General features: G+C 65.4%; 12 protein-coding genes. 5 read left to right on the top strand and 7 right to left on the bottom strand.

What is annotated here, in order from left to right; translation table 11 throughout:
- Positions 1 to 109: 109 nt before the first annotated feature.
- Together A2J02_RS22315 and A2J02_RS22310 are read right to left on the bottom strand one after the other, a co-directional pair.
- Positions 110 to 856 carry a hypothetical protein gene (locus A2J02_RS22315; RefSeq protein ID WP_068053728.1) on the bottom strand — a complete coding sequence of 249 codons (747 nt, stop codon included), beginning with the start codon at positions 854 to 856 and terminating at the stop codon, positions 110 to 112.
- 92 nt (positions 857 to 948) lie between these two features.
- Entirely contained in the window at positions 949 to 1,575 is a 627-nt protein-coding gene (locus A2J02_RS22310) for a carbonic anhydrase (RefSeq protein ID WP_068053727.1), read from the bottom strand.
- A gap of 76 nt (positions 1,576 to 1,651) precedes the next feature.
- Here A2J02_RS22310 and A2J02_RS22305 point away from each other — a divergent pair, with 76 nt between their 5' ends.
- Complete coding sequence (locus A2J02_RS22305; RefSeq protein WP_197478107.1) at positions 1,652 to 2,551, top strand: A/G-specific adenine glycosylase; 900 nt, start codon at positions 1,652 to 1,654, stop codon at positions 2,549 to 2,551.
- On the opposite strand, the gene A2J02_RS22300 is transcribed toward A2J02_RS22305, so the two are convergent.
- Entirely contained in the window at positions 2,452 to 3,150 is a 699-nt protein-coding gene (locus A2J02_RS22300; RefSeq protein WP_068053724.1) for a TetR/AcrR family transcriptional regulator, read from the bottom strand. The genes A2J02_RS22305 and A2J02_RS22300 overlap by 100 nt on opposite strands.
- A gap of 78 nt (positions 3,151 to 3,228) precedes the next feature.
- On the opposite strand from A2J02_RS22300, the gene A2J02_RS22295 reads away from it, so the two are divergent.
- The gene (locus tag A2J02_RS22295) at positions 3,229 to 4,593 is read left to right on the top strand and encodes an MFS transporter (RefSeq protein ID WP_068053721.1); all 1,365 of its coding nucleotides are present in this window, start codon (positions 3,229 to 3,231) and stop codon (positions 4,591 to 4,593) included.
- Here the strand turns inward: A2J02_RS22295 and A2J02_RS22290 are convergent.
- Entirely contained in the window at positions 4,587 to 5,396 is an 810-nt protein-coding gene (locus tag A2J02_RS22290) for an alpha/beta fold hydrolase (protein WP_068053734.1), read from the bottom strand. The genes A2J02_RS22295 and A2J02_RS22290 overlap by 7 nt on opposite strands.
- A 5-nt stretch (positions 5,397 to 5,401) precedes the next feature.
- Positions 5,402 to 6,139, bottom strand: coding sequence for an alpha/beta fold hydrolase (locus A2J02_RS22285; protein ID WP_068053719.1), 738 nt, complete (start codon positions 6,137 to 6,139; stop codon positions 5,402 to 5,404).
- 36 nt (positions 6,140 to 6,175) lie between these two features.
- Here A2J02_RS22285 and A2J02_RS22280 point away from each other — a divergent pair, with 36 nt between their 5' ends.
- Positions 6,176 to 6,487, top strand: coding sequence for an antibiotic biosynthesis monooxygenase family protein (locus tag A2J02_RS22280; RefSeq protein ID WP_068053714.1), 312 nt, complete (start codon positions 6,176 to 6,178; stop codon positions 6,485 to 6,487).
- A gap of 6 nt (positions 6,488 to 6,493) precedes the next feature.
- On the opposite strand, the gene A2J02_RS22275 is transcribed toward A2J02_RS22280, so the two are convergent.
- Positions 6,494 to 8,806, bottom strand: a complete 2,313-nt coding sequence (locus A2J02_RS22275; RefSeq protein ID WP_068053711.1) for a putative bifunctional diguanylate cyclase/phosphodiesterase — start codon at positions 8,804 to 8,806, stop codon at positions 6,494 to 6,496.
- Positions 8,807 to 8,981: 175 nt separating this feature from the next.
- Positions 8,982 to 9,419 (bottom strand): OsmC family protein, encoded by a 438-nt coding sequence (locus A2J02_RS22270; RefSeq protein WP_068053702.1) that lies wholly within the window; start codon positions 9,417 to 9,419, stop codon positions 8,982 to 8,984.
- Positions 9,420 to 9,520: 101 nt separating this feature from the next.
- Here A2J02_RS22270 and A2J02_RS22265 point away from each other — a divergent pair, with 101 nt between their 5' ends.
- A complete protein-coding gene (locus A2J02_RS22265; RefSeq protein WP_231893965.1) occupies positions 9,521 to 10,750 on the top strand; it encodes a lipase family protein in 1,230 nt (409 codons plus the stop codon).
- A gap of 76 nt (positions 10,751 to 10,826) precedes the next feature.
- On the top strand, positions 10,827 to 11,661 hold an 835-nt coding region (locus A2J02_RS22260), incomplete at its 3' end, for a serine hydrolase domain-containing protein (protein WP_156516341.1).

Here is an 11,661-nt window from a genome sequence, read left to right as displayed (position 1 = left end):
ATGCCGCACCCAGTTCAGGGTTGAAGTACGCGGTGACGTGGAAGGGCTCGAATGTCTTGCAGGCGGAGCGGGCGAGTGCGGTCGAGGTGGTCATGAGATTCGACCGTACTCAGCCGGTGATGTTGAACGGCTCCGGCACGCTCTTGAGCTCGCCGAGCTGCGCGATCGCCTGGTAAGCACCGACGCCGACGGGAATGCGCTCTTCGCCGCAGCCGGGTACCGAGTTGGTGCCGGACCACTTGACGGTGAAGCCGGCCTGCTCGCCGGGCTTGAAGGTACGCAGATCCGAGGCGGCGTTGGGGAAGCAATCGACGTTGGACCAGATGCGCTGGTTGTCGAGGGTGTAGACGAGCGCCTGCTGCAACCCGGCACCGACGTCACGCTGGCATTCGGTGGAGCCGATGTTGGTGATGACCACGGTGAACACGGGCTCTTCACCCAGACGGTACGTAGCCTTCTCCGGCGTCACCTTGATTGCGAGCGATTGATCCGGGCACTGGTTGGAGATCACCGGGGCCGGAGCGCCGCTGGTGCTCGCCGCCGCTCCGCCACCGGCAGCGGAGTCGGTCGCCCCACCGGAGCCACCGGAGCCACCGGAGCCGCCCGCACCGTCGCCGGAGCCGCCCGAACCGCCGGAATCGGCGTCGGTGGCAGACGAGCTGGGTGACGGCAGGGCCGAAGTTGTTGCCGGAGCCGCAACGACGCCCGCGGGAGCAGCCTCGGTGTCGTCGGAACCGCCACTGAGCGAGGCGATGAACCACACGATCAGTCCGAGGACGACAACGGCCGCACCGATGGCGAGAGCGCGGCGTCGCCAGTAGATTTCGGGAGGCAAAGGCCCGGTCGGTTCCAACACGAATCAACCGTATGCGGCCGGAGCCACGCTATCCCTGAGCCCACGCGGCGTGTCGCGTCGGCGACCTCACAGAGGTTGGGGTTCGAGTCGGTTCAGGCGGGCATTTCGCCGATGTCGCCGATGACCTCACGCAACTGCGCATGACCCTTCGACAGCTGGTAGGTGAGGCCGACGATCGCGAGTTCCCCGGCTTCGACCTTCTCGGCGACGATCCGCGAGCGCTGCATCAGCAGATTGCCGGTCTCCTCGACGTGACGTGCCTCGAACTCGTCGACGGCCTGGTAGCCGTCGCGGCGGGCCGAGAGCACCGACGGGGTGACGCGTTCGACGACGTCGCGGATGTAGCCACCGGGCACGTCACCACTCTCGAGGGCGTCGACGGTCGCCTTGACTGCACCGCAGTGATCGTGGCCGAGCACCACGATCAGCGGCGCGTTCAGCACAGCGACGCCGTACTCGATGGAGCCGAGCACCGCGGAGTCCACCACGTGACCGGCGGTACGCACGACGAACATGTCGCCGAGGCCCTGGTCGAAGATGATCTCGGCAGCAACACGCGAGTCGGCGCAGCCGAAGAGGATGGCACTGGGGTGCTGAGCACTCTCGAGGCGGGCACGATCCTCGATGCCCTGCGACGGGTGCAGGACCTCTCCGGAGACAAACCGTTGGTTGCCTTCCTTGAGGGACTTCCAGGCAGCGATCGGATTCGAAGCAGGCATGAGTCTCATTGTGCACGTGGATCGAGTTACCGGCGAGTCGGGTTGACTACTGTTGGGACCGATCACAGACACGACGATGAAGGGCGACCAGTTGCCGATCGATGCCGACGCTCTGCTCGGGTGGTTCGACACCGACGGACGCGATCTGCCGTGGCGACGACCCGGCGTCAGCGCATGGCAGATCCTGATGAGCGAGATCATGCTGCAGCAGACGCCGGTGGTGCGGGTCGCGCCCATCTGGGAGCAGTGGGTGCAGCGTTGGCCGGTCCCGTCTGCGATGGCCGCGTCCTCTCAGGCCGAGGTGCTCCGCGCGTGGGGCAAGTTGGGTTATCCGCGTCGAGCACTGCGATTGCACGAGTGCTCCCGCGTGCTCGCCGAGGAGTACGGCGACGAGGTGCCCGGAGACGTCGAAACACTGTTGGGCCTGCCGGGCATCGGGGCCTACACCGCGCGCGCAGTGGCGTGTTTCGCCTACGGCCAGCGAGTTCCGGTGGTCGACACCAATGTTCGACGCGTCGTCGCGCGTGCGTTGCACGGCAACGCCGAGCCTGGAAATCCATCCACGACAAGGGATCTCGCCGACGTCGAGCAGCTGCTCCCGGAGAGCGTCCCGCGGGCCGCCCGCTACTCGGCGGCGTTGATGGAACTGGGGGCACTGATCTGCACGGCCAAGAATCCGGCTTGCCTGCTGTGCCCGCTCCCGGAGTGCGCCTGGATCGAGGCCGGCAGGCCCGCGCACACCGGCCCGGCCAAGAAGGTCCAGAAGTTCGCAGGCACGGATCGTCAGGTTCGAGGCAAACTCATGTCGGTGCTGCGCGAGAGCACCGGCCCCGTCGAGCGGGCACAACTCGACATCGTCTGGCCCACCGACCCGACTCAACGCGACCGAGCTCTCGATTCACTGCTGACCGACGGCTTGATCGAACAGACGGAGTCGGGATTGTTCGCCCTCGCAGGTGAGGGTTCGGACGGCTGACTTCCGACGGTTGCGTCGAACCACGTTCTGCCGAGCAGCAATCGGTCCACCAGATCGGCCGCCTCGATCTCGTCGATCTGCCCGACCATCGTCATCGTTGCCAAACCGTGCAACGCGGACATGAGTAGTCGAGCTTCCGCGACGGCGTCGATCCGATCCGAGCCGCTCTCCGCTGCGGCGTCGCCGATCATGCCGGCCAGAACCGATTCCAACACAGCAAGATTGGCGCGATACGCGGTCTGAGCCAGGTCAGGTTCCCGTATCGCCAGGGATGCGAACGACACTCCCAGCCGATGGAAGCGCCGGCCCTCGTCGTCTGTCGGCAACACCGAACGGGCGAACATCTGCAGGCGTCGAGCTGCCGACGTGTCGGCGATCGCATCGATCCGGGATCGAGAGTCCGCATAGCCGCGCTCGGAGAAGCGCGTCAGAACGGCGTCGAGCAGCCCTGCCTTGGAGTGGAAGTAGTACTGAACCAGACGCAGCGACACCCCGGCTGCCGCGGCGGCGCTCCGCATCGTCAGCGCCTCCAGCCCATCGACGGTCGCGACCCGCTCTGCGGCCGCCAGAATCTGCTCTCGTCGATCTTCGCCGGCCATCTCCCGCCCACCCTCCACTGTTTGATACAACTGTATCAAGCGACTGCTATACACCTGTACCAACCGAGGGAGTCGAGCATGACACGGGAGCGTTCGTGGGGCGTCCTGGCCGTTGCGTGCCTGGCCCAGTTGCTGGTGGTGCTCGACTCCTCGGTCGTCAACATCGCTCTGCCCCAGATCGCCCGAGCACTGAGCATCGACGATCGAGACGTGCAGTGGGTCGCCAGCGGCTACACCGTCGCGTTCGCTGCGGCCCTGCTCGCCGGAGCCCGCGCAGCCGACACCCGGGGCATCCGCGGGGTATTCCTCTTCGGCGTTTCCCTGTTCGTCGCCGCCAGCGTGGTCGGCGGACTGGCCCCGACCGGATGGGTGCTGGTGGCCGCACGTGTCGTCCAAGGCCTGGCGGCAGCGGTCGTCTCACCCGCGACGTTCACTCTGCTGACCGTCACCTACGCCGAGGGACCCTTGCGCACACGTGCAGTCGCGGTGTGGACGGCAGTGAGCGTTGCCGGCGGCGGAATCGGCAACATCGTGGGCGGTGCGCTGACCGAATACGTTTCGTGGCGATCGGTGCTGCTGATCAACCTGCCCATCGGCATCGTCCTGCTGATATCGGCTCGTCGATACCTCGACGTTCGGCGAGTGGGCACCGAGGCGCATCGGCCCGGGCTCGACATCATCGGTGCGGCCTTCGGAGCATTGGCCCTCGGCGCGTCCACCGTGGCGGTCACCCGACTCGGAGCCGGCGACTCGCAAGCGTTGTCCCTGTCGACGGCCGTTCTCGCCGTGGCCGGATCGATCGGATTCGTACTCCGACTGCGTCGATCGGCAGCACCACTGATCCCGTTGCGGCTGTTCGCCGATCGCACCGTGGTCGCGGGAAATCTGCTGACACTGCTCACCGGTGCGGTGTTCCAGATACCGATCTGGTTGTACCTGACCTTTCAGATGCAACAACGCCTGCAGCTCTCCCCATTGCAGGCGGCGGTGGGGTTCTTGCCGCTGACCACCGCTCTCGTGGTGGTCGGCATCGGCGTCACTCCGCGTCTGATGCGCAGATGCCCCTCGCACCTGGTTGCCGCTGCCGGCGCGACCCTGGCCGCCGCCGGCCTGCTCGGCCTCGCTGCGGACTCGAACTCGCAGGGCTACTTCGCGGCAGTAGGGCTACCTGCGATTCTGATCGGACTCGGCGGCGGTCTGCTCAACACCCCGCTGGCCACGGCGGTGACCAGCGGGGTGACGAACTCCGACGCCGGGGCCGCGTCGGGATTGATGAACACGTCCAAGCAGTTCGGTGGCGCGATGGGGTTGGCACTGCTCACCATCGTCGCCGGGCTCACGGACTTTCGATTCGCCTACTCGGCGATGGCAGCGGCGATGGCGCTGACTGCGGCGTGCTCTGTGGTCTTCCTCCGCACACCGTCATCGAAAGTTCGCTACTGAGCGAGAAATTCGACGAGAGTCGCGTTGACTGCGTCGGGGCGTTCGAGGTAGCCGAAATGACCGGTATCGGCGATTTCGACGTATCGAGCACCAGGTATCGCGTCGGCGACGTCGCGGCACTGCTGCACGGGGATCATGCGGTCGTCGGCGAATCCGATCACCAGAGATTTCGCCCTGATTGCCCGGTATGCGGCCAATCGATCTGTCCCCGATCGCATTTCGAGTCCGATCTGCGCTCGCATGCCCGCCGGCTTCTTGCCGCCCGAGTATTCGAGGATCGCCAGCCAATCACCGATCGCGCTGTCGTCGGCCAGCGTCTTGGGCGAGAAGTTCTGCATTGCAGTCATCGCAGCCCGGTACGACGCGGGTAGTTCGACCCCGGCGTCGTGAAGGTCCTTCTCGCCCTTCGACATCTGCGCACGAAAGGTGGTGGTCTTGCCGAACGTGGCCATCATCACTGCATGCGACACCAGATCCGGCCTGGCCAAGGCCAATTCCTGGGTAACGCGGGCACCCATGGAGGTGCCGACGACGCGTGCTGCGCCGCCACCGAGGTGCTCGACGAGGGCAGCGGTGTCGGCGACCAGGTCGTCGAGTGTCATCCCGCTCGCACACTCGGAAGACGGTGCGATTCCGCGATTGTCGAACGTGACGACCCGGTACCCCTGCTTCACCAGGACCGGGACCTGATGGGTTCGCCAGACTCGTCCCGGGCTTCCGGTGCCCATCACCAACACCACGAGCGGGCCGTCGCCGGTGACGTCGTAGCTGAGGTCGATTCCGTTGAGCTTCGCGATCGGCATTCGGATCATCTTAGTGCGCGCAGGAACTCCTCGACCGCCGTGCGATACCGCTCGGGAGCCTCGTCGTGGATCAGATGGCCCGCCTTCTCGATCCGAATGTGAGTCGATTCGGGCTTGTCCGAGTGCATCTGCTGCATCTGGCCGGCCGGGGTGATGGTGTGCTCACCTTCGATCAGCAACACCGGAGCGGTGACGGCCTCCCACTCGTCCCAGAAATGCCGCGTCCCCCATTCCTGCGAGATCGACTCGAAGAAGTCCACCTCGCCGTGCAATCGCCAGCCGTCTTCGCTGCGAACGAAAGAGTCCAGAAAATATTGTCCCGCAACATCTCCGAAGAATGCGAGTACTGCGTCGGCGTCGGGAAAGGGCTGGGGCCAGGCCCGCATCATCGTGGCCCAGTCGTCTGCGGTGCGGCCCCGAAAGTCCGGGGCGATGTCTTCGATCACGAGCGCAGTCACCAGGTCGGGTCGCTGCGCGGCTGCACACCACCCGTGCAGTGCGCCCATCGAATGACCGATCAGCACGCTGGGACCCAGCCGGTCGAGATGCTCGAGCAGGTCGGCCACGAAGTACTCGGTGGTGGGCTCCGGCGGCGGAGGGCGACGATGCCCCGGTGCGTCGTAGGTGTGCACGTGCCCGAATTCTCGAAGCCACGGAACCTGCCTATGCCAGGTGGCGGCACTGCCCATCAGCCCGTGCAGCAGCAGAATCGAACGGCCGGATCCACCCTCGTCGTAGAGCATCACCGCCGAGCATAACGGCGGAGTAATCTCGCGAGCATGGCCATTGTGAAGATCAACGCGATCGATGTACCCGAGGGCGCAGGCCCCGAACTCGAGAAGCGATTCGCCGCGCGCGCCGGGTCGGTCGACGGCTCCCCCGGCTTCCTCGGGTTCCAACTGCTGCGGCCGGTCAAGGGCGAATCGCGCTACTTCGTCGTCACCCAGTGGGAGAACGAGGAGTCGTTCCAGGCGTGGTCGGCAGGACCGTCGCGGGAGGCTCATGCCGGTGCCCGTTCCCCGAAGCCGGTGTCGTCCGGAGCGTCGCTGCTCGAGTTCGAGGTCGTATTGGACGTGCCTGCTTCTTCGTGAAGCCGCTCAGATGTGTTGGCGCGCGAGCTTCCACTCGAGTTTCGTCGGCATCTCCGAATCCAGTTTTGCCACGGCATCGGCCAGGAACTCAGCGGGCATCGGTCTTCCCAGGAAGTAGCCCTGGGCACCGTCGCAGCCGAGTTCGCGAAGCGCATCCAGTGTGCCCGCGTCCTCGACCCCCTCTGCCATGACCCGCACCCCGAGGCTTCGAGCCAGGTCGATGGTCGAGCGCACGATCGACGCGTCGGTGTCGTCGGTGTTCATCTTCGACACGAACGAGCGGTCGATCTTGAGAGTCTGCACCGGCAGACTCTGCAGATAGGCCAGCGAGCTGTAGCCGGTGCCGTAGTCGTCGATCGCGATGGTGACGCCGAGGCCACGCAGAGACGTCAGCGCATTCACCGAACGCACCGGATCGGTCATCGCAGTCGTCTCGGTGACCTCGAATTCCAAGGCATGAGCGGGAACCGCGTATTTCGCCAGCGCTGCTGCGACCTGCTCGGTGAGTGTCTCGTCGAGTAGGTTTCTCACCGAAAGATTCACCGACACAGACAGATCGACACCGCGTCGACGCAATTCGCTGCACTGCGCCAACGCCTCGTCCAGCACGAGCGCGGTGATGGCGGGCAACATGCCGGTGCGCTCGGCGTCGGGCAGAAACATCGAGGGTCCGATCAGGCCCTCACGCGGGTGCTGCCACCGCAGCAACGCCTCGACGCGGTCCACGCTGCCGGATTCCAGATCCAGGCACGGCTGAAAGAACACTCGAAGCTGGTGGTCACGAATGGCTGTGTCGAGTTCACCCAGCAACCGCATCTGATCGTGGCGGTCGCGATCCATGTCGGGTTCGTAGCGGCCGACTCGAGTGTGGCCGGCCTTCGCGGCCGTCAACGCCACGTGGGCGCGCTGAAGCATCGCCTCACCGTCGATCGGACCGGCCTCCGGATTCTCGATGCCGCTTCGACTGACGTCCGGCTCCTCGGTCGACGCGATTCCGACGACCGCGTCGAGCGCAACGTTGATGTCGTGCACGAACATTGTTCTGCTGACTGCGAATTGGAGCCGCTCAGCGGTATCCGACACGTCGATCTGGGCGGGACGCCGACGCATGGCGACGACGAACTGATCCCCACCGAGCCGACCCACCAGGTCATCGGATCGCACCGATGCGACCAGGCGGTGACCGATCTCGCGCAGCACACTGTCTCCCACGCTGTACCCGAAGGTCTCGTTGATCTGGGCGAAGCGATCGATGTCCACCACGAGCGTGAAGACGTCCGACTCACCACGCGTGGCGAGCATCGTGTCCAACCGCTCTCGGAGCAGCCGTCGACTGGCCAGTCCCGTGACCGCGTCCGTGCGAGCCACGTCCTCGAGCACTGCGGCCTGTAGGCGCAGCGTGGTCAGGAAGCACGCCATGCGGCACCCGACGAGGGCGATGACCAAGGCCGACGAGGCCACGATGACCCAACCCCACTGATCGACGGGTATCCCTCGGGCCAACTGAACGGCCATCACGAAGGGCGTCACAGCGACCGCGACACTGAGTCCGAGAAATCTCACGCGCCCGAATCTGAACGGGCTGGACCGGTCCACACGCGAGACCGTTCTTTCCGGAATGTGCAGGGCAATCACCCCGAAGCACACGTAGGCTGCCAGCCACAGCGTGTTCAGGAGAGTCGAACGGTAGAGCTCGTGGCTGCCGACCGCCGCATAGGACGCGAAGTCGGCAGCCACGAGCAACACCACTCCCGCCGCGGCTGCCAGGAACGGCACCGTGGTCGCCCGGGTCAGCAGGTACAGACTGCCGACGAGCGTCAGCAGAAACGCGTCGACGGTGAGGTAGACCGTGGCCGGCCACAGTTCCAGCGCCGACGAAAACGACCACGACGAACCGTCGGAGATGACGAAGACCCAGGTGGCGAGTCCGAAGCCGACTGCAACCACCAGACATTCGAGGAGCTCCTCGACCCCGAACACGAGCCCATTCTCGTCGGCGGCTCGGGCGAAACCGATGGCGATCACCAGATAGCCGATCAGGTAGAAGACGTCGGACGAGGAGAACGTCGCTACACGCCCGCCGCCGACCTGCGCCATCGACACCAACGCGTCGCCGATGCCCCAGGAGCCGACACCGACGGCCATGTACTTCCAGGTCCGCTTGTCCGGACCGGGTTCCCGACGGTATCGGTACACGAACGCAGCGACTGTGGCCAGGAGCACGATTGCGTACAACGCACTCTGGGGTATCCCCGCGGGGGCTATCGCGTACGCCGCGACTGCGAGAACACCGAGGCCCAGGAAGCGCGTCCACAACATGGTGGGGCTGATCCTTCCTAGGCCGGTCGGTGCATACCCCGAACGTACGCGTCAGCCGATCGAACCCGACGTTTGATCACGATTCGTCGCTGATCCACCCTGCAGATGGGTCGAGAAACGAACTATTTCAAACCTGACGATTGTTCGCCAGTCTCACTTCGGGCGATTTGTCCGTTCAGCCCTCGAGAGCCGCGTCCAGCGTGATGTCCACGCCGGTGAGAGCCTTGCTGACAGGACAAGTTTCTTTTGCCGCCTGAGCTGCTTTCGCGAAGCCGTCAGCGTCGAGACCCTCGACTTCGCCCCGCACGGTCAGCTTGATGCCGGTCAGCTTGAAGCCCGGCTCGTCGGGCCCCAGCGAGACATCGGCGGTGACCTCGAGGCTCTGCGGGGTGCCGCCCGCCTCCGCGATCAACGCAGACAACTGCATCGCGTAGCAGCTCGAATGAGCCGCGGCGATCAGTTCCTCGGGACTGGTGGTGCCGTCTGCGTTCTCGGCGGCGCGCTTGGGAAACGACACATCGAAAGTCGCTGCGCCGGAACTGGACAGCTCCACCTGGCCGGAACCCTGTTCCAGCGTTCCGTTCCAAGCTGTGCGTGAAGTGCGAGTTGGCATCGAACCGAATCCTTTCGTTGTCGACCCTGTGTAGGCCTGTTTCTCAGGCTAACGTCAGCGGGGTGACCGGGCTACCGAGTGCGAGGATGTCGACACGACGGGTGCGACAAACGAAAAAGCTCTCGCGCACGGCGACGATCGCGGCAATCGCGATGCTGTCGATCGTCGGATTCTCGACGCCGACGGCCGAGGCAGGCCCTCTGACGGACTTCTACGACACGCCGGTCGCGACGGCCGCCACCGCGCCGCCCGGCGAGGTGCTTCGAACCCTGCCCGTCAACTCACCCAAGGGGTTCGGACTCGGATTCGACATCGAACGCATTCTCTATCGCTCCACCGACACCCACGATGACCCCATGGTCGTCTCCGGCTATTCGATGACACCCACGGCTCCGTGGACCGGCCCCGGACCGCGGCCGGTGATCGCCTATGCGCCTGGCACTTCCGGACTGGCGGACCGTTGCGCCGGTTCGGTAGTTCTCGGGACAGTCGGCTCGTCGCCGGCCATCCTGCCGCTTCTGCTCGCCGGATATCGCGTCGTCGCAACCGATTACCAGGGCCTGGGCACCCCAGGCGGACACACGTACCTCAACCGAATCGCCTCGGGCCGAGCTCTGCTCGACGCCGCCAGAACCGCCGACTATGACGCCCCCGTGGTGTTGTTCGGTTACTCGGAAGGCGGATTCGCGTCGGGGGCCGCTGCCGAACTCGCCGCCACCTATGCCCCGGAGCTGAACATCCGGGGAGCGTATGTCGGTGCGCCACCGGCAGATCCGACGCTCAACATCGACACACTCGACAACACCGGTCTCGGTAGCGCCGTGCTCTTCGCCGTCGATGGAATGATCAACGCCTACCCGGATCGGGCGGACAGCATCCGTAGCCTCTTCGACTCCGACGGAATCGCCGCACTCGACGCCGCACAGAACTGGTGTACCACCGACCCCGCGGCCGCCGCGACAGTGCGCACGACCGAACTGACCCGCGACGGACGACCCCTCGACGATCAACTGAGCAACCCGGTTCTGGCCGACATCATCGAGACCAACACCGTCGGGCGCATCGCCCCTGTCATGCCGGTGTACCTCTCGCACGCAGTCGAGGACGACACCGTGCCGATCGAGCAGAGCCGCACCCTGCTTCGACGCTGGAGCGATCTGGGTGCCGACATCACCTACCGCGAATACGACCTCCCGGCCATACCGGTCGAGGGCGCGAACCACCTGCCCGGAGCTCTCGCGGCCTACTCCGACGTGATGCCCTGGATCGCCGGGCTGATTCACGCAGGAGTGGAGCCTGCAGGAGTGGAGCCTGCAGGAAAGACCCGGTAGGCAGCAGCTGATCTCAGGTGTGAAATCAGGGTGTTCACCGAGGCGTCGACCTCGATGAGGTTGGTTCACTCCAACCATGCGCATCGTCCACGCCCTGCTCACCGTCGCAGCAGTCCTGACTGCGGGCTCCCCCACCCCACCGGACCCCGGCATGGCGTCGGACATCCAGGTTGTCGCCGAGGAACTCGGATTGCCGGGGGTTGCGTTCCGCGTCGTCGCCGAGGACGAAGTGTTGGAGGACGTCGAGTACGGGGTGGACGGGGATGGGGCGCCGATCGACGAGAGCACGCCGTTCGTGTGGGGTTCGGTATCGAAGTCGGTGACGGCGGCGACGGTGTACTCACTCGCCTCGCAACATCGCCTCGATCCGAGTGGAACCGTGAATTCGATTCTCCCCGAGGTCGATTCGGTCGTTCCCGGCGATGTCACGATCGACGACCTGATCCACCACACCAGCGGACTCCCCCACGACGTCACCGAACTGGACGTGTGGGGACGTTCCGAGCGAGCGCTCGACGTCGTCCCCACCCTGGACGTCACCGTCGCCGACCGCGGCCCCTTCCGCTACTCGAGCCTCAATTACCTACTGCTGCAGGCCATCGTCGAGAAGGTCACCGCCGAACCCTTCGCCGACGTCGTAGCCCGCGAGACCGGAGTGCACACTGCCGGTGCCGTCACACCCGGCCACGTACCGTTCTTCACCTTCCCGCGCAGCATCGACACCGGCATCGACTCCGCGGGATTGGGCTACGGCTATCTGAGCGGATCCATCGCCGAGCTCTCCCGCTACGCATCCACGCAACTGACCGCACCGGCGTCGAACAGTTCGGATACGGTGCCGACGGGTTCGGGCACGGCGTACGGATACGGGTGGTACGTCGAGACGCTGCCAGACGGTACCGAGATGCGAT

Origin of the sequence: Rhodococcus sp. EPR-147 (assembly GCF_001647185.1) — a bacterium.
Classification (GTDB): domain Bacteria; phylum Actinomycetota; class Actinomycetes; order Mycobacteriales; family Mycobacteriaceae; genus Rhodococcoides.
The sequence above is the reverse complement of the archived record's forward strand: the minus strand, read 5'-3'. Positions and strand labels throughout refer to the sequence as shown.